Genomic DNA, 17,028 nt, shown 5'->3' on the forward strand with positions numbered 1-17,028 from the left:
CGCACGCGCTCAGGATGTCACACCGGGGCGAAAATTCCCGTCAGTGCCTGCTGCACGGTCTGGCGGCGGATGGCATCGCGGTCGCCATCGAACTGGAACAGCTGCGCCCGGGCGTAACCGCCGCGTTGCTTCCAGCCGATCCAGACGCTGCCCACCGGTTTGTCCGGGCTGCCGCCGCCGGGGCCGGCAATGCCGGTCACGGCCACGGCCATGCCGGCGCCGGAATTGATCAACGCGCCGGAGACCATTTCCACCACGGTTTCACGGCTGACCGCGCCGAACTGTTCCAGGGTGTGTGCGCGCACGCCGAGCAGCCGCTGCTTGGCCTCGTAGCTGTAGACCACCATGCCGCAATCGAAGAACGCCGACGAGCCGGCCACGTCGGTCATCGCCTTGGCGATCCAGCCGCCGCTGCAGCTTTCGGCGCTGACCAGTTGCAGGGCAGCCTGCTGCAGGCGCTGGCCGACATCACGGGCGAGGACGCCGAGTTCGGCATCGGTGGGGACGTGCATGGGGATCCTGGAACGGGGGACGAATGCCCCCGTTTTAGCCGATATCGACGGCGGTGTCGTGTGCGGGGCGTGCGACGCAGTGTCGCGACCGGTGCCCGTGGGCGGCCGATGCATGTAGAGCCGGGCTCTGCCCGGCTTGAAGGTGTCGAACAGCCGGGCAGAGCCCGGCGCTACGAATCACGAACAGCCGGGCAGAGCCCGGCGCTACGGGTGTGCTGGCAGCCGGGCAGAGCCCGGCGCTACGGGGCGTGGGCGCCGGCCGGGGTTACCACTCCGGCAGCTTTTCCGGCAGCAGGGCGCGGATCGGTTCGCCGCCCTCGCCCGCCGCCAGTTTCTCGGCCTCGGCGATGGGCAGGTCGACATCCAGCAGCCAGCCGTCTTCGTCGGCCTGTTCGCTGCGCACCACTTCCAGCTGGTGCAGGCGCGAGCGCAGCCGGCCAGCACTGGGCGGCAGCCGCAGTTCGCCGGTGACATGCTGCAGGCCCAGTCGCTTGCCCAGTACGGACTGCAGCAGCGGCAGGCCAAGCCCGTCGCGCGCGGAAATCCACACCCGCTCACGGCGCGCCTCATCGGGGATGCCGTCCTGCGCGTCGTGACGCACGTCGGCACCGTCGATGCGGTCGATCTTGTTGAAGACCAGCAGCTGCGGCAGATCCCCTGCACCGACGTCGGCCAGTACTTCGTCGACCTGGGCGATGCGCTCCTCGCGGTGCGGATCGGCCGCATCGACGATGTGCAGCAGGAAATCGGCTTCGCGCGCTTCGCTCAGGGTCGAGCGGAACGCAGCCACCAGCTCATGCGGCAGGTCGCGCACGAAGCCGACGGTGTCGGCCAGCACGACGCTGCCACCGGGCACGATGATGCGGCGCACGGTCGGGTCGAGGGTGGCAAACAGCTTGTCGGCGGCATACGCCTCGGCACCGGTCAGCGCATTGAACAGCGTCGACTTGCCCGCATTGGTGTAGCCCACCAGGGCCACGCGCGGCAACTCGCTGCGCACGCGTGCGCGGCGCATCTGGGTGCGCTGCACTTCCACTTTTTCCAGCTTCTTCTGCAGCTGCTCGACCCGCTTCTGGAGCAGGCGGCGGTCGGTTTCCAGCTGGGTTTCACCCGGGCCGCGCAGGCCGATGGAACCGCCGCGCTGACGCTCCAGATGGGTCCAGCCGCGGATCAGCCGGGTGGACATGTGGCGCAACTGCGCCAGCTCGACCTGCAGTTTGCCTTCGTGGCTGCGCGCACGCTGGGCGAAGATGTCCAGAATCAACCCGGAACGGTCGATCACGCGCCGTTCCAGGAAGCGTTCGAGGTTGCGTTCCTGCCCCGGCGACAGCGCATGGTTGACCAGGATCAGGTCGGCGCCGGTGGCATCGGCCACGGCTTTCACCTCGTCCAGCTTGCCGGTGCCGATCAGGATCGACGGATTGGGCCGATCGATGCGCGCGGTCACGGTCGCCGCGATGCTGGCCCCTGCCGAGCGGGCCAGATCGGTGAACTCTTCAAGCACATCGTCTTCGAGCCGGCCGGAATGCGGCTGGATCAGGAGTGCGTGTTCGCCTCGCTTGGAACGGTCAAACACGCAGTTCTCCGAAAATACCGAACGTATTACTCAACGTCGTCTTCACCTTGGACGCCGTCGGCGCCACCTTCATTGGACTGCACATAGCCGCCGCCCGGACCGACCCGCACGTTGCGTGCCGGTACCACGGTCGAAATGGCGTGCTTGTACACCATCTGGCTCACCGTATTACGCAGCAGCACCACGAACTGATCGAACGATTCAATCGTTCCCTGCAGCTTGATGCCATTGACCAGATACACCGAAACCGGCACGCGCTCGCGCCGAAGTGCATTGAGAAACGGGTCCTGCAGCGATTGCCCCTTGGACATTGCCAACTCCTGATTATTGTTTTTATGGTCTTCCGGCAGTTCCACGGCCCCCGCCGCCCACCGGAATCCTTGATGGTACACGGGCCGGAGGGGAGAAGGCGTGGAGTCAGCGTGCGACGAAGGTCGACACCGCGTCTGCCAGGGAAGCCTTATCCAGATGGGGGTCGAACCAGCGCACATCAAGCTCGCCGCGCAGCCAGGTCAGCTGGCGCTTGGCCAGCTGGCGGGTGGCCTGGATGCCCCGGTCGCGGAACTGGCTGGCACTGCCCTGCCCGTCCAGGAATTCCCAGGCCTGGCGATAACCGACCGCGCGGATGGCCGGCAGGTCCAGCGGCGCCGCCACCCGGGTCATCTCCGGCAGGGCGCGCAGGGCGCGGACCTCGTCCAGGAAGCCGTGGGCCAGCATGGCGTCGAAGCGGGTCTCGATGCGCTGATGCAGGACGCTGCGCTCGCGCGGGGCCAGCACCAGTTTGAGGGTACGCACCGGCAGGCGATCCACGCCGGGCAGCTTCTGCCATTCGCTGATCGGGGTGCCGCTCAGCCGGTACACCTCCAGCGCACGCTGGATGCGCTGGGGATCGGTCGCGTGAATGCGCGCCGCGGCCACCGGGTCGATGCCGGCCAGTTCGGCGTGCAGCGCCGCCCAGCCCTCGGCGGCGGCCTGTTCGGCAATCCGCGCGCGGGTGTCGGGATCGGCCGGTGGCATCGGCGACAGCCCCTGCAGCAGCGCACGGAAATACAGCCCGGTGCCGCCGGCCAGGATCGGCATGCGGCCACGGGCGACGATGTCGGCGACGGCGCGCGCGGCATCGGCGGCGAACTCGGCCGCTGAATAGGTCTGCCACGGATCGCGCAGGTCCAGCAGGTGGTGCGGGGCCTGCGCGCGCTCGGCCGCATCCGGCTTGGCCGACCCGATCTCCAGGCCGCGATAGACCAGCGCCGAATCGACGCTGACAATCTCGCCGCCCAGCTGTTGGGCCAGTGCGATCGCGGTGGCGGTCTTGCCCGACGCGGTCGGGCCCATCACCGCGATCGCCAGCGGACGCTGGTCTGCGCCCATCAGGCGTCGTCCGGCCAGCGCGGCATCGCCGGGGCGGCGTCCACGCGCGGCATCGGCACCGCGTCCACCGCCGCCCATACCTTGAGTGCGTCGACCGTGGCAGCCACGTCGTGCACGCGCAGCAGCATCGCGCCGCGCTGGGCGGCAATCAGGTGCGCGGCCACCGAGCCGGCCACGCGGTCGCGCGGCTGCTCGCGGCCGGTCAGCTCGCCGATGCTGCGCTTGCGCGACAGGCCCGCCAGCATCGGCACGCCGAGATCGAGGAACCGCGCCGAGCGTGCCAGCAAGGTCATGTTGTGTTCGGTGGTCTTGCCGAAGCCGAAGCCCAGGTCGATGACCAGGTGCTTCTTGGCCACGCCGGCCATCTCGGCCTGGAACATGCGCTCGGTCAGGAAGCGATGCACCTCGGCCACCACGTCGTGGTAGTGCGGGGTGTCCTGCATGCTGCCCGGCTCGCCCTGCATGTGCATCAGCACCACCGGCACGCCGAGGTCGGCGGCCGCGTCCAGCGCACCGGGCTGACGCAAGGCATGGATGTCATTGATCATGCCGGCGCCGGCGGCCACGGCGGCACGCATCACCGCCGGCTTGAAGGTGTCGATGCTGATCGGCACCGCGGTTTCCGCCGCCAACCGCTCGATCACCGGGATCACCCGGCGCAGCTCTTCCTCCACCGGCACCGGCGCACTGCCGGGACGGGTGGACTCGCCCCCGATGTCCAGCAGGTCGGCGCCCTCGGCCACCAGCTGCAGGCCATGCGCGACCGCCGCCTCCACGGTGTCGTGGGCGCCGCCGTCGGAGAACGAATCCGGGGTGACGTTGACGATGCCCATCACGCGCGGGCGGTCCAGTCGCAGCACGCGGCCGCCGCAATCGAGCTGGGGGGAAATGTCGAACATGGGCAGGTCCACGGAATACGCCAGCGCGTAGTTTACGCCGGCCCATCGCCACCAGCCCGGGACGCCTCGCTCAGCGTTGCTGGCGGCGCTTGCGATCCACGTACAGCGTCTTGGCAATGCTCAGCAGGATGCCCAACGCGATACCGATGCCCGCGCCCAGCAGGAAGTTGTCGCGGAACAGGCCGATGCCTACGCCCACCACCGTGGCGATCACCATTTCGGCGGTGTGCGACACCGGGGTCGGGGGCGGGATGGACATGGCAGCTCCGGAACGGACGACGAAAACGAGGGCGCCATTATGGCGCGGAAACGACGAAGGCCGGGTTGCCCCGGCCTTCGTCATTCACATCACTGCCTGCTTACAGCTGCTCGGCAGGACCGGCGATCGGCGGCACCGGACGGGCGTCGCCGCCCTTGTCGTTGTTGCTGCCGTTGCCACCGTCCTTGTTGGACTTTTCCCAGCCCATCGGCGGCGGCGGATCGCGACCTTCCATGACCGCATCGATCTGCGGCACGTCGATGGTCTCGTACTGCAGCAGCAGCTGCGACATGGTGTGCAGCTTGTCGAGGTTGGCGGTCAGCAGCTCGGTGGTCCGGGCGTAGGCCTTGTCCAGGATGCTGCGCACCACTTCATCGATGCGGCGCGCGGTGTCGTCGGAGACGCTCTTGTGCTGGGTCACCGAACGACCGAGGAACACTTCATCGTCTTCCTCGCCGTAGGCGATCGGACCGAGCTCGTCGGACAGGCCCCACTTGGTGACCATGTTGCGGGCCATCTTGGTGGCGCGCTCGATGTCGTTGGAGGCACCGGTGGTGACCTTGTCGGTACCGAAGATCAGCTCTTCGGCCACACGGCCGCCGTACAGCGAGCACAGCTGCGATTCGATCGCCACGCGGTTCATCGAGTACTTGTCGCCTTCCGGCAGGTACATGGTCACGCCCAGCGCGCGACCGCGCGGGATGATGGTGACCTTGTAGACCGGATCATGCTCGGGCACCAGGCGGCCGACGATGGCATGGCCGGCTTCGTGGTAGGCGGTGAGCGTCTTTTCTTCTTCGCTCATCGCCATCGAACGGCGCTCGGCACCCATCAGGATCTTGTCGCGGGCACGGTCGAAGTGGTCCATGCGGACTTCCTTCTCGCCACCACGCGCGGCGAACAGCGCCGCCTCGTTGCACAGGTTGGCCAGGTCCGCACCGGAGAAGCCGGGGGTACCGCGCGCGATCACCATCGGCTCGACGTCGTCGGCCAGCGGCAGCTTGCGCATGTGCACCTTGAGGATCTGCTCGCGGCCGCGCACGTCGGCCAGGCCCACCACGACCTGGCGGTCGAAGCGACCCGGACGCAGCAGCGCCGGATCCAGCACGTCGGGACGGTTGGTGGCGGCGATGACGATCACGCCCTCGCCTCCCTCGAAGCCGTCCATTTCGACCAGCAGCTGGTTCAGGGTCTGCTCGCGCTCGTCATGACCGCCGCCCAGGCCGGCACCACGGTGGCGGCCGACGGCGTCGATTTCGTCGATGAAGATGATGCACGGCGCCTGCTTCTTGGCCTGCTCGAACATGTCGCGGACGCGGCTGGCGCCGACGCCGACGAACATTTCCACGAAATCCGAACCGGAGATCGAGAAGAACGGGACCTTGGCCTCGCCGGCGATGGCGCGGGCAAGCAGGGTCTTGCCGGTACCGGGCGGACCGACCATCAGCACGCCGCGCGGGATCTTGCCGCCCAGCTTGGTGAACTTGGTCGGGTCGCGCAGGAAGTCGACCAGTTCGCCGACTTCTTCCTTGGCTTCGTCGCAGCCGGCGACGTCGGCGAAGGTGACCTTGATCTGGTCTTCGCCCTGCAGCTTGGCGCGCGACTTGCCGAAGGACATGGCGCCCTTGGAGCCGCCACCGCCGCCCTGCATCTGCCGCATGATGAACAACCAGAAGCCGATGATCAGGATCACCGGGAGGAAGTTCATCAGGATGGCGCCCAGCGAGATGCCGCTGGACGGCTCTTCCTGGACGATTTCCACGTTCTTGCCGCGCAGCACGTTGATCAGGTCACGATCGTAGGGCGCGGTGATGGTGGCCGACTGGCCGCCACGGGTGGTGTAGGAAAGCTGGCTGGTGCCGCCGCGCACGTCACCGGCAAAGGTGACCTTCTGTACGTTGCCGCTGTCCACCTGGTCCAGGAACTGCGAATAGGTCGCGCCCTGGGCTCCCGCGCCGCTGCTCTTGGGCGAGAAGCTCTGGAAGACCACCATCAGCACCACGGCGACGACCACCCATAGCAGGAGGTTCTTGGTCAAGTCGTTCATCCTCATTGGCTCCGGTGTTCCTCTAATTCCTGACGCGATTCGTATGGTTGAGCTTACTTGATCTGCGCGCGTTTGCCCTGCCCCAAGGCATACACCTCGGGAGAGCGCTTGCGGGACGCTTCCGGCTTGCGGATGGCGACCTTGTCGTACCGGCGGCGCATCTCGCGCACGTAGTCGTCAAAGCCCACGCCCTGGAACAGCTTGATCAGGAACGCACCACCCGGCTTGAGATGGTTGTCGGCAAATTCCAACGCCAACTCCGCCAGGTGCATCATCCGCGGCTGGTCGACCGCGTCCATGCCACTTTTATTGGGGGCCATATCCGACAGAACAAGGTCTACCGGCTGATCCCCCAGCATCGCTTCAAACTCCGATAGGACGGTTTGCTCCCTGAAGTCTCCGTGAAGGAACTCCACGCCTGCCAGCGGCGGCATCTCCAGGATGTCCAGGGCCAACACCCGGCCGGTGTCGCCGATCTGCCGGCGCACCTGCTGGGACCAGCCGCCGGGGGCCGCGCCCAGGTCGACCACCACCATGTGCGGCTTCAGCAACCGGTCACGCGCGAGCAGCTCCTCCAGCTTGTAAGCGGCGCGCGAGCGCATGCCCTCTGCCTGCGCCTTCTTCACGAAGGGGTCGGAAAAGTGTTCTTTCAACCAGCGTTGACTGCTCTTGCTGCGCGATACCATTGGTAATAGGGCCGGAACGGGTGGTCATGATACCCTGATCGCCCCAGTTAACCGCTTGTTCCTGAATGTCTATTGCCCTGACCTCTGCCCAGACCCGCTTCCTCCGCGGCCATGCCCATGATCTGAAAGCCCTGCTGCAGATCGGCGGCAAGGGGGTCACGCCGGCCTTCCTGGCCGAACTGGAGGAAGTTCTGGAACGCCATGAACTGATCAAGGTGAAGGTGGCCGCCGAAGACCGCGATGCCCGTGACGCCATGATCGCCGAACTGACCACCGCCTCTGGCGCCGCGCTGGTGCAGCGCATCGGCCATGTGGCCGTGCTGTACCGCCCGAGCAAGGAAATGCGCCAGATCGTGCTGCCGCGCGGCTGATCCGGACCCCACGATGCAACTGAGTCACGAACTGCCCGATTACGCCTACGCCCTGCGCGCCGCCGATGGCCGCACCGCGAAGGTGAATGACCGCACCCTGGCCAGCAGCTTCGTGCTGACCCCCGAGACGCTGATCGAGGCGTGGCCGGTGGCCAATATCGCCGAACTGACCCCCGAGCACCTGCAGCCGGTGCTGGCGCTGAATCCGGCGCTGGTGGTCCTTGGCACGGGCGACACCCAGGTGTTCCCGCCGGCCGCCGTGATGGCCGCCTGCCTGACCCGTGGGATCGGCCTGGAAGTGATGAACAACCCGGCAGCGGCCCGGACCTTCAACATCCTCGCCGGCGAAGGCCGCAAGGTGGCGGCGGCGTTCATCCTGACCGGCTGAAACCGGCGATTTTCGTTCAGGAAAGGCCGCCGCGAGCGGCCTTTTTTGTGCCTATGGCCCTGCCCCGGACGTTGAGCCACCCCATGGGTGGGTACGCGGGTGCGGAAGGGCCTGCATGTTCGACCCCGCAGCGACGCATGGCGTCGCTCTACCCGGTCGCGGAATACCCGGTAGAGCCGACCGTTGGTCGGCTACACGGAACACCCGGCAGACCCGACCGCCGGTCGGCTACGCGGAATACCCGGTAGAGCCGACCGTTGGTCGGCTGCACGGAATACCCGGCAGACCCGACCGTCGGTCGGCTGCCCGGAATGCCCGGTATACCCGACCGTCGGTCGGCTGCGCGGAATGCCCGGTAGAGCCGACCGTTGGTCGGCTGCCCTGATTACCGCGGCGGCAGGTACAGCAGCGGGTCGACCGGCTTGCCGTTGTAACGGATCTCGAAGTGGAGCATGTCGCGGGTGGTGCCGGTACGGCCCATCTCGGCAATCTGCTCACCCGCCTTCACGCTCTGGCCCTCGTTGACCAGGCGCTTGCGGTTATGGCCATAGGCCGACAGCCACTGGTCGCTGTGCTTGATGATGATCAGTTCACCGAAGCCGACCAGGCCGGCACCGGAATACACCACCACGCCCTGCGCCGTGGCGCGGACCGGCTGGCCGCTGCTGCCGGCGATGTCCACGCCCTGCTTGGTGACGTCAGCCCCCACGAACCTGCCCACCAATGCCCCATCGGCCGGCCAGCGCCAGCTGATGTTGCTCTTGATGGCGGTGGTCGGCGACGGCGTCGGCGTGGCTACCGGGGTGGTCGTGCCGGGACGCGGCGCGGTCACCACCGTGGTCGGTGCCCGACCCGGCGCGCCGCCACCCGGATACAGCTTGAGGGTCTGCCCCGGGTAGATGGTGTACGGCTCGGACAGCCCGTTCCAGGCGGCCAAATCGCGCGGGGTAATGTTGTGGATGCGCGCCAGCGCATACAGGGTGTCGCCCTTGCGGATCACCGCGGTCTGGCCCGGCTTGGCCACCGACGCCTGCGGCGTGGTGTGCACGGTGCCGCCCCGGCCGCCAGCCGGCTTCACCACCGTCGCGGTACCGCACGCGCCCAGCGTGGCCACCGCCAGCAGCAGCGCCGTGGCGCGCATTCCCTTGTTCAACCGATCAGCACTCATGCGAACTTCGACCTCCAGACAAGCCAGGCGACCAGCGCCACGACCAGCACGGTCGCGATCCAGCCCAGCGGTTCAATCCAACGCCGCAGCGCAGCTTCCGCGCGCGGTCCACCAATACGGATCACCGCGGCCAGCACGAACACGCGCTTGCCCCGGCCGATCAACATGCTCAGGAAGTACTGCGGCAACGGCACGCCGACGATACCCGATGCCCATGTGAAGACCTTCATCGGGATCGGCATGAAGCCGCCCAGCACCAGGAAGGTGAACACCGCCCACGGCGACTCGGCCATCTTGGCCTGCACCACCGCGATGCCGCTCTCGATGCTGGTCAACATGCCCAGCGCGGCGAACACCGGCTTGAGCACTTCAAAGGCGTAATGCCCCAACGCGTAGCCGACCAGTGCACCGGCCATCGAGCCGGACAGGCTCAGGGTGGCAAACCACCAGCCGCGCTTGGGCTGGGCCACGCACATCGGAGCCAGCATCACCTCGGGCATCACCGGGAAAATGATGGCCTCGATGAAGCTGAGCACGGTGAGATAGGTCGGGGCGCGCTCGTGCGCGGCCCACTTCATCGCCCGCTCGTACAGCGGACCAAAGATCTTCATGACGTAACGCTCCTGGGAATCAATCCAGCATGCCAGACAGCAACGGCACGAACGTGACCGGCGCCAGTACCTGCTGTTCAATGCTGCCGTCATCGCGACGGGTCAACTGCACCAGCGACTGCGCACCGGGGCCACCCACCGGGGCCACCAGGCGGCCGCCCACGGCCAGCTGTTCAACCAGCGCATCCACCAGCGCCGGTGCCGCGGCGGTCACCACGATTGCATCGAACGGACCGTGCTCGGCCCAGCCGGCGCGGCCATCGTCGTGCTTGGTGCGGATGTTCATGCCCAGCGCCCGGAAGCGCTTGCGCGCCTGCCGCAGCAGGTCGCCGATGCGCTCCACGGTGTAGACCTCCAGCCCTACCGCGCCCAGCACCGCGGCCTGGTAACCCGAGCCGGTGCCGACTTCCAGCACGGTCTTCGGTGCGCATTTCAGCACCGCTTCGGTCATGCGGGCCACTACCCACGGCTGGGAGATGGTCTGGCCATGGCCGATCGGCAGCGCGGTGTCTTCGTAGGCACGCGAGGCCAGCGCTTCGTCGATGAACAGATGCCGGGGCACCACGCGGATGGCATTGAGCGTGTCTTCGTCGGCGATGCCGGCCTCACGCAGGCGCTCGACCAGCCGGTCGCGCACGCGCTGGGAGGTCATGCCGATGCCGACCGCTTCGGGCTGCAGGCGCAGGCGCGGGCTCATGCGGGCTGGTCCAGCGCGGCGGTCAGCCCACCTACCCAACTGGCCACCTTCTCCAGTGCCTGGTAACGGGTGAGGTCGACCTGGATCGGGGTGATCGAAATGAAGCCGTTGCGTACCGCGTGGAAATCGGTGCCGGGGCCGGAGTCCTGTTCGCGCCCGGCCGGGCCGATCCAGAACACCTCGTTGCCGCGCGGATCGCGCTGGGCGATGCAGCCTTCGGCACGGTGCCGGTTGCCCAGGCGGGTGACCTCGAAGCCGCGGATCTCGCTCCAGGGCAGGTCTGGCACGTTGACGTTGAGGATGGTGTCGGCAGGCAGCGGGTCGGCCTTGAGCCGGGTCACGATCTCCACCGCGGCGCGCGCGGCGGTCTCGAAGTTGCGCGGCTCGTGGTTGCGCGTCACCAGCGACATGGCCACCGCCGGCAGGCCCAGGAACCGCCCTTCCATCGCCGCCGACACGGTGCCGGAGTAGATGACGTCATCGCCCAGGTTGGCGGCGTTGTTGATGCCCGATACCACGATGTCCGGCTCGTATTCGAGCACGCCGGTCAGCGCCAGGTGCACGCAGTCGGTCGGGGTGCCGGCCACCGAACAGGTGTAGTGGTCGATGCGCTTGAGCCGGATCGGCAGGTCCAGGGTGAGCGAATTGCTGGCACCGGAGCGGTCACGGTCCGGGGCGAACACCGTCACTTCATGACCGGCGTCACGCAATACCGACGCAAGCATCTTGATACCGGGGGCGTCGACACCGTCGTCGTTGCTGACCAGGATCCGCATCTGCGATTTAACCGCTTGATTTTTCAAGACTTCGATTCCATCACTTTCCAGCGTTGGCGGGGCCGGCGCGTCCCCAGATGGGGCGGGTCGACCGCGCAAGTGCGTCAGCTATTGTGCCGCAAGCGGGCAGATCGTCCTACCCCGGAAACCGTAGGCAGCTGCCCTCGCCTGGCATTACGCTGTACGCATGTCACATCCTGAAGACGAAGACCCCGCCGCGCTGTTCCGTTCGGCCATCGGCGAGGTCAAACCCCTGCGCAAGCCCGCGGCGGCGCCACCGCCCACGCCCAAGCCGAAGCCGCGTGCGCGCATGGCCGAACGCGACGACCAGGAGGCACGCGGCGAGTTCGCGCGGCTGCTGCGCGACAGCAGCCCGCTGGAAGCCGGCGACACCGCCAGCTACCGCCGCGACAACCTGCCCGCCCGCATGTTCCAGCGGCTCAAGCGTGGCCAGTATTCGGTGCAGGACGAGCTGGACCTGCACGGCGCCACGGTGGCGCAGGCCGAAACCCTGCTGCGCCAGTTCCTGCTGGAAGCGCATGCGCACGAGCATGGCTGCGTGCGCATCATCCACGGCAAGGGCCTGCAGTCCGACGGCGGCGCGCCGGTGCTGAAGAACCTGGTCGACCGCCTGCTGCGCCAGCGCAACGACGTGCTGGCCTTCCATTCGGCGCCGGCCGGCCAAGGCGGTACCGGCGCGGTGCTGGTGCTGCTGAGCAACCGATAACGCCCGCCACGCAGCGCACATCGGTAGAGCCGACCGTTGGTCGGCTGCATTCCGTTCCGATACCGGGGAACCAGGCACCGCGCGAAGCCGACCAACGGTCGGCTCTACCGGACGCGGATCTGGCGGACCGTGGGTCGGCTGCATTTCGGTCCGGCGCGTGGATTTGGCGCGTAGAGCCGACCGTTGGTCGGCTGCATTTCGTTCCGGTACCGGGGAGCCATGCACCGCGCCAAGCCGACCAACGGTCGGCTCTACCGGGCGGGGATCTGGCCGACCGTTGGTCGGCTGCATTCCGTTCCGGCGCGTGGATCTGGCGCGTAGAGCCGACCGTTGGTCGGCTGCATTTCGTTCCGGTACCGGGGAACCAGGCACCGCGCGAAGCCGACCAACGGTCGGCTCTACCGGACGCGGATCTGGCGGACCGTTGGTCGGCTGCATTCCGTTCCGATACCGGGAAGCCGCGCACCGCGCCAAGCCGACCAACGGTCGGCTCTACCTGGGTGTGGGTCTGGCCGACCGTTGGTCGGCTGCATTCCGTTCCGGCGCGTTGTTCAGGCGCCTGGCTGGCTGGCGTCTTCCACCGGCCCAAGCTCGTGCAGCACTGCAGTGGCATAGCAGCCCGGCGGCAGCGCGAAGCTCAGTTCCAGCACGTCCGGCTGCAGCCACTGGTGCTGCAGCATCGCCGGGCGCAGGCGCAGCGCACGGCGCTCCTGCTTCAGGCGCGCCCCTTCCAGCCCGGCGCGCAACGCCAGCGACTGCTCGTCGCTGACCGCGGCCAGTTCCAGCGCCGCGGCCGCTTCACTGCTGCGCAGCTCGCCTTCACCCCACAACGGGCCGCTGGGATGGATGTCGAACCGCGCCAGGCGGTCGGCCAGCAGGTCGGTGAACGGCTCGGGGCCGAACACGCTGCGGCTGCCGTCCAGCATCCACACCTCACCGTCCAGCGGGGCGTCCCAGTTGCCCTGCGCCACGCGCTCGGCGAGCACCTGGTTGAACAGCGCCGAACGCGCCGCCGACAGCAGTAGCGAGCGCTGGTCCGGGCGCATCCGGCGCCCGCCGAACATCGCCAGCGCGGCCGGCACGTTGCCACCATCGCGGCCGAAGCGCTGCTCGCCGAACCAGTTCGGCAGGCCGCGCGCAGCGATCAACGACAACCGCTCGTCAATCGCCGCCGCATCGCCCTGCACGTCACGCAACACCAGCTTGAAGCGGTTGCCGGCCAGCGCACCGCGCTGCAGCTTGCGGTTGTGCCACGTGGATTCGACCACCTCGATTTCATCGGAGGCCAGCAGCGCCGGGTCCGGCGCGATCCGCTTGGGCAGGTGCACGCTGAAGCGCTGGGTGGTGACCGCATGGCGATCCTTCATGCCGGCGTAGCTGACCGCCATGTCCGGCAGCCCGGCCCAGCGTGCAAGCACCTTGGCCACGTGCACGGTATTGGCGCCGCGCTTGCGGAGGGTGAGCAGCAGGTGCTCGCCCTCCCCGCTCGGCTCGAACGCGGGCAGCTCGTCCACCTGGAAATCGTCGGGGGTGGTGCGGATCTTCGCGGTCAGCAGCGGCGCGCCGAACGCCAGCGGCAGCGCGATCACAGCGCCACCAGCAGCACGACGGCCTGGGCGGCAATGCCTTCACCGCGCCCGGTGAAGCCCAGCTTCTCCGAGGTGGTGGCCTTCACGCTCACGCAGTCCAGCGCCACGCCGAGCACGCTGGCGATGCGCTCGCGCATGGCCGCCGCGTGCGGGCCCACCTTGGGCCGCTCGCAGATCACGGTGATGTCGGTGTTGCCGACCTGCCAGCCGCGTTCGCGCAGCAGACCGTTGCAATGGTCGAGCAGGTGCGCGCTGTCGGCTCCCTTCCAGCGCATGTCGGTCGGCGGGAAGTGCACGCCGATGTCGCCCAGCGACAGCGCGCCCAGCATCGCATCGCACAGCGCATGCAGGATCACGTCGCCGTCGCTATGGGCCAGCACGCCGCAGCTGTGCGGCACGCGGATACCGCCCAGCATCACGTGGTCGCCCTCGCCAAAGGCGTGGACGTCGTAGCCCTGTCCGATGCGGACCGGCGGGAATGGTGCGGTGTTCATGGCAAAAACCTGCAGTTGTGGCGACGCGCGCGGACTCAGTACCCGCGACGCGCCAGCTCGAATTCGAATCGGGACAGGTCGGCCGGGGTGGTGACCTTGAAGTTGTCCTCGCTGCCTTCCACCAGCAACGGGCGCAGCCCCTGCCGCTCCATCGCCATGGCGTCGTCAGTGACCTCCACGCCGGCGTCGGCTGCTTCCTGCAGGGCCCGTGCCAGCTGGTGGCGGCGGAACAGCTGCGGGGTCAGCGCGCGCCACAGGCGGGCACGCGGCTCGGTGGCATCGATGCCGCCGTCATCGCCGGCACGCTTGAGGGTGTCGCGCACCGGCGCGGCCAGGATCGCCCCGACCGGGTCATTGCGTCCCACTTCCAGCAGCCGGCCGAGGTCGGCGGCCGCCAGGTTGGGTCGTGCGGCGTCATGCACCAGCACGAAATCATCGGCCCGCACGCTGTCGGGCAAGGCCTGCAGCCCCGCCAGCACCGAGGCAGCGCGGGTGGCACCGCCGATGCAGGTCAGGATCGGCTTGTCGGCCAGCGACTGCCAGCCGGGCCAGTCGGTGTCGCCGTCGGCGACCACCACCATCACCCCGGCCACGACCGGGTGCGACAGCAGGGCCTCCAGGGTATGGGCAAGCAATACCCGGTCGCCCGCGACCAGATACTGCTTGGGGGTTTCCCCGCCGAAGCGGGTGCCGCGACCGGCCGCGGGCACCACCGCCCAGACCGTACCCATCAGGGCACGTCCTGGTGCGGGGCGTCAGGGTCGACGGCCACCGGCGCGCGCGCGGGCGCAACCGGAGCATCTTCCACCACGCGGTAGAACTTCTCGCCCGGCTTGATCATGCCCAGCTCGCTGCGTGCCCGCTCTTCGATGGCGGCCTGGCCTTCCTTGAGGTCCTTGACCTCGGCGGCCAGCGCGTCATTGCGCTGTTGCAGACCGGCGTTGTCGCGCTTCTGGTTGTCGACCTGGGCTTCCAGGGTCATCACTTCACCTGAATTGCCCGGGCCGAACCAGAAACGGTACTGCAGCCACGCCAGCAACAGCGCCAGCAGCAGCAACATCCAACGCCAGTTGCGCATGGGATCAGCGCTTCAGCGACACGAACGCATCACGGCCGGCGTAGCGCGCACCCGCACCCAGCGCTTCTTCGATGCGAAGCAGCTGGTTGTACTTGGCCACGCGGTCGCTGCGGCACAGCGAGCCGGTCTTGATCTGGGTGGCGGTGGTGGCCACGGCGATGTCGGCGATGGTGGTGTCTTCGGTTTCGCCCGAACGGTGCGAGACCACGGCCGCGTAGTTGGCCGCGTCCGCCATGGCGATCGCTTCCAGGGTCTCGGTCAGGGTGCCGATCTGGTTGACCTTGATCAGGATGGCGTTGGCAGTGCCCGAGGCGATGCCTTCCTTGAAGATCTTCGGGTTGGTCACGAACAGGTCGTCGCCGACCAGCTGCACCTTGCTGCCGATGCGGTCGGTGAGCAGCTTCCAGCCCGCCCAGTCGTTCTCGGCCAGGCCGTCTTCGATGGTGATGATCGGATACTGCGCGGCCCAGTCGGCCAGGAAGTCGACGAACTGCTCGGAGGTCAGGCGCTTGTTCTCGCCCACCAGGTTGTACTTGCCGTTTTCGTAGAACTCGGTGGACGCCACGTCCAGGCCCAGCATCACGTCTTCACCGGCGGTGTAGCCGGCCTTGCCGATCGCTTCGAGGATGGTATCCAGCGCTTCGACGTTGCTGCGGAAGTCCGGCGCGAAGCCGCCTTCGTCGCCCACGGCGGTGCTCAGGCCATGGCCCTTGAGCACGGACTTGAGCGAATGGAAGATTTCGGTGCCGGCACGCAGCGCTTCGGAGAACGAGGTGAAGCCGACCGGCAGCACCATGAACTCCTGGAAGTCGACGTTGTTGTCGGCATGTGCGCCGCCGTTGATGATGTTCATCATCGGCACCGGCAGCGACGGGGTCACGCCGGTCTTGGCGGCCAGGTACTGCCAGAGCGCCTGCTTGTTGGCGGCGGCAGCGGCGTGCGCGGTGGCCATGGACACGGCCAGCAGCGCGTTGGCGCCCAGGCGGCCCTTGTTCTCGGTGCCGTCGAGGTCGATCAGGCGACGGTCCAGGCCTTCCTGGTCGGCCGCGTCATAGCCCTTCAGCGCGTTGGCGATGGTGGTGTTGACGTTGGCCACGGCGTTGCGCACGCCCTTGCCCAGGTAACGGGTCTTGTCGCCGTCACGCAGCTCCACCGCTTCCTTGCTGCCGGTCGAGGCGCCCGACGGAACCGCGGCGCGGCCGAACGAACCGTCCTCGAGGATGACATCGGCTTCCAGCGTGGGGTTGCCACGGCTGTCGAGGATTTCACGGGCGTGGATGCTGCGGATCGTGGTCATGGTGGGCCGGTTACCAGTCAGGAAGGGGAAACGCCAAAAAAGGAGCGCTGAAAAAGCTGCCGCGTGATTATCGCCATCCACCTGCCGCTTGCCAAATCGGCGTGCGGGCGGGCCGCGGCGACAGCGGCCTAGAACAGCGCCGGTACCAGCAGGGCCACCAGCAGCAGCGCCGTCAACACCAGCGCACACACGCCCCCGGCCGGTTGCCGGCGCAGGCGCATGGCCAGGACGCTGGCGACCACGCCGCCCATCAGCAGGCCGACGCCCAGCGCCAGGGTGAAATACAGGTACGGGGCGACGCCTTGCAGGGCATGGCTGCCATCGCCCGGCATGCCCATGCTGGTCATCACCAGCACCACCAGCATGAAGGTGCAGGCCCAGGCGCCGATCGACAGCAGCAGCGCGGCCCAGCCCCAGGGCCAGGCGCGCCAGCGGCGGCGCACGTTCTGCGCCGCCATTGTGTCCGGGCTCATGCCGGCCGC

21 protein-coding genes are annotated in these 17,028 nt (G+C 68.0%); 3 read left to right on the plus strand and 18 right to left on the minus strand.

Annotation, left to right across the window (positions count from 1 at the left end; translation table 11 throughout):
* Nucleotides 1–17: 17 nt before the first annotated feature.
* From DX03_RS12295 to rlmE, 8 genes are all read right to left on the minus strand, one after another.
* The gene (locus DX03_RS12295; RefSeq protein WP_038689126.1) at nucleotides 18–512 is read right to left on the minus strand and encodes a CinA family protein; all 495 of its coding nucleotides are present in this window, start codon (nucleotides 510–512) and stop codon (nucleotides 18–20) included.
* A gap of 265 nt (nucleotides 513–777) precedes the next feature.
* Complete coding sequence (hflX, locus tag DX03_RS12300) at nucleotides 778–2,088, minus strand: ribosome rescue GTPase HflX (RefSeq protein WP_038689128.1); 1,311 nt, start codon at nucleotides 2,086–2,088, stop codon at nucleotides 778–780.
* A gap of 26 nt (nucleotides 2,089–2,114) precedes the next feature.
* Nucleotides 2,115–2,399 carry an RNA chaperone Hfq gene (gene hfq, locus DX03_RS12305; protein ID WP_038689130.1) on the minus strand — a complete coding sequence of 95 codons (285 nt, stop codon included), beginning with the start codon at nucleotides 2,397–2,399 and terminating at the stop codon, nucleotides 2,115–2,117.
* Nucleotides 2,400–2,505: 106 nt separating this feature from the next.
* The gene (miaA, locus tag DX03_RS12310; RefSeq protein WP_038692327.1) at nucleotides 2,506–3,459 is read right to left on the minus strand and encodes a tRNA (adenosine(37)-N6)-dimethylallyltransferase MiaA; all 954 of its coding nucleotides are present in this window, start codon (nucleotides 3,457–3,459) and stop codon (nucleotides 2,506–2,508) included.
* Nucleotides 3,459–4,358: a dihydropteroate synthase gene (folP, locus tag DX03_RS12315; RefSeq protein WP_038689131.1), complete on the minus strand. Its 900-nt coding sequence runs from the start codon at nucleotides 4,356–4,358 to the stop codon at nucleotides 3,459–3,461. Before folP ends, miaA begins: the two co-directional genes overlap by 1 nt.
* 70 nt (nucleotides 4,359–4,428) lie before the next feature.
* Complete coding sequence (locus tag DX03_RS12320; protein ID WP_038689133.1) at nucleotides 4,429–4,617, minus strand: hypothetical protein; 189 nt, start codon at nucleotides 4,615–4,617, stop codon at nucleotides 4,429–4,431.
* A gap of 100 nt (nucleotides 4,618–4,717) precedes the next feature.
* Nucleotides 4,718–6,664: an ATP-dependent zinc metalloprotease FtsH gene (ftsH, locus tag DX03_RS12325; RefSeq protein ID WP_038689135.1), complete on the minus strand. Its 1,947-nt coding sequence runs from the start codon at nucleotides 6,662–6,664 to the stop codon at nucleotides 4,718–4,720.
* A 53-nt stretch (nucleotides 6,665–6,717) separates the two neighbouring features.
* Nucleotides 6,718–7,350: a 23S rRNA (uridine(2552)-2'-O)-methyltransferase RlmE gene (gene rlmE, locus DX03_RS12330; RefSeq protein WP_038689137.1), complete on the minus strand. Its 633-nt coding sequence runs from the start codon at nucleotides 7,348–7,350 to the stop codon at nucleotides 6,718–6,720.
* A gap of 65 nt (nucleotides 7,351–7,415) precedes the next feature.
* Between rlmE and yhbY the strand changes: the two genes are divergently transcribed.
* Nucleotides 7,416–7,721 carry a ribosome assembly RNA-binding protein YhbY gene (yhbY, locus tag DX03_RS12335; protein ID WP_038689139.1) on the plus strand — a complete coding sequence of 102 codons (306 nt, stop codon included), beginning with the start codon at nucleotides 7,416–7,418 and terminating at the stop codon, nucleotides 7,719–7,721.
* Between the two features lie 13 nt (nucleotides 7,722–7,734).
* Nucleotides 7,735–8,109, plus strand: a complete 375-nt coding sequence (locus DX03_RS12340) for an Mth938-like domain-containing protein (RefSeq protein ID WP_038689141.1) — start codon at nucleotides 7,735–7,737, stop codon at nucleotides 8,107–8,109.
* A 385-nt stretch (nucleotides 8,110–8,494) separates the two neighbouring features.
* Here DX03_RS12340 and DX03_RS12345 read toward each other — a convergent pair whose 3' ends face one another.
* The 4 genes from DX03_RS12345 to surE are packed head-to-tail and all read right to left on the minus strand — an operon-like array spanning nucleotide 8,495 to nucleotide 11,361.
* Nucleotides 8,495–9,277 carry a peptidoglycan DD-metalloendopeptidase family protein gene (locus DX03_RS12345; RefSeq protein WP_038689143.1) on the minus strand — a complete coding sequence of 261 codons (783 nt, stop codon included), beginning with the start codon at nucleotides 9,275–9,277 and terminating at the stop codon, nucleotides 8,495–8,497.
* Nucleotides 9,274–9,888: a YqaA family protein gene (locus DX03_RS12350; protein ID WP_038689145.1), complete on the minus strand. Its 615-nt coding sequence runs from the start codon at nucleotides 9,886–9,888 to the stop codon at nucleotides 9,274–9,276. The genes DX03_RS12345 and DX03_RS12350 overlap by 4 nt, the downstream gene beginning before the upstream one ends.
* Before the next feature lie 19 nt (nucleotides 9,889–9,907).
* Nucleotides 9,908–10,585, minus strand: coding sequence for a protein-L-isoaspartate(D-aspartate) O-methyltransferase (locus tag DX03_RS12355; RefSeq protein WP_038689147.1), 678 nt, complete (start codon nucleotides 10,583–10,585; stop codon nucleotides 9,908–9,910).
* On the minus strand, nucleotides 10,582–11,361 hold the full coding sequence (surE, locus tag DX03_RS12360) for a 5'/3'-nucleotidase SurE (RefSeq protein ID WP_038689150.1): 780 nt from the start codon (nucleotides 11,359–11,361) through the stop codon (nucleotides 10,582–10,584). Before surE ends, DX03_RS12355 begins: the two co-directional genes overlap by 4 nt.
* Before the next feature lie 187 nt (nucleotides 11,362–11,548).
* Here surE and DX03_RS12365 point away from each other — a divergent pair, with 187 nt between their 5' ends.
* Entirely contained in the window at nucleotides 11,549–12,088 is a 540-nt protein-coding gene (locus DX03_RS12365) for a Smr/MutS family protein (RefSeq protein ID WP_038689151.1), read from the plus strand.
* A 551-nt stretch (nucleotides 12,089–12,639) separates the two neighbouring features.
* On the opposite strand, the gene truD is transcribed toward DX03_RS12365, so the two are convergent.
* The 6 genes from truD to DX03_RS12395 form a co-directional block, all read right to left on the minus strand.
* On the minus strand, nucleotides 12,640–13,677 hold the full coding sequence (truD, locus tag DX03_RS12370; RefSeq protein WP_038689153.1) for a tRNA pseudouridine(13) synthase TruD: 1,038 nt from the start codon (nucleotides 13,675–13,677) through the stop codon (nucleotides 12,640–12,642).
* Complete coding sequence (ispF, locus tag DX03_RS12375; protein ID WP_038689156.1) at nucleotides 13,674–14,171, minus strand: 2-C-methyl-D-erythritol 2,4-cyclodiphosphate synthase; 498 nt, start codon at nucleotides 14,169–14,171, stop codon at nucleotides 13,674–13,676. Before ispF ends, truD begins: the two co-directional genes overlap by 4 nt.
* A gap of 35 nt (nucleotides 14,172–14,206) precedes the next feature.
* Nucleotides 14,207–14,905 carry a 2-C-methyl-D-erythritol 4-phosphate cytidylyltransferase gene (gene ispD, locus DX03_RS12380; RefSeq protein WP_038689158.1) on the minus strand — a complete coding sequence of 233 codons (699 nt, stop codon included), beginning with the start codon at nucleotides 14,903–14,905 and terminating at the stop codon, nucleotides 14,207–14,209.
* The gene (gene ftsB, locus DX03_RS12385) at nucleotides 14,902–15,249 is read right to left on the minus strand and encodes a cell division protein FtsB (RefSeq protein ID WP_038689160.1); all 348 of its coding nucleotides are present in this window, start codon (nucleotides 15,247–15,249) and stop codon (nucleotides 14,902–14,904) included. The genes ispD and ftsB overlap by 4 nt, the downstream gene beginning before the upstream one ends.
* Nucleotides 15,250–15,253: 4 nt before the next feature.
* Nucleotides 15,254–16,546 carry a phosphopyruvate hydratase gene (gene eno, locus DX03_RS12390; protein WP_038689162.1) on the minus strand — a complete coding sequence of 431 codons (1,293 nt, stop codon included), beginning with the start codon at nucleotides 16,544–16,546 and terminating at the stop codon, nucleotides 15,254–15,256.
* A 128-nt stretch (nucleotides 16,547–16,674) separates the two neighbouring features.
* The gene (locus DX03_RS12395; protein ID WP_081797235.1) at nucleotides 16,675–17,019 is read right to left on the minus strand and encodes a hypothetical protein; all 345 of its coding nucleotides are present in this window, start codon (nucleotides 17,017–17,019) and stop codon (nucleotides 16,675–16,677) included.
* Nucleotides 17,020–17,028: the final 9 nt, after the last annotated feature.

Origin of the sequence: Stenotrophomonas rhizophila, assembly GCF_000661955.1 — a bacterium.
Lineage (GTDB): Bacteria > Pseudomonadota > Gammaproteobacteria > Xanthomonadales > Xanthomonadaceae > Stenotrophomonas > Stenotrophomonas rhizophila.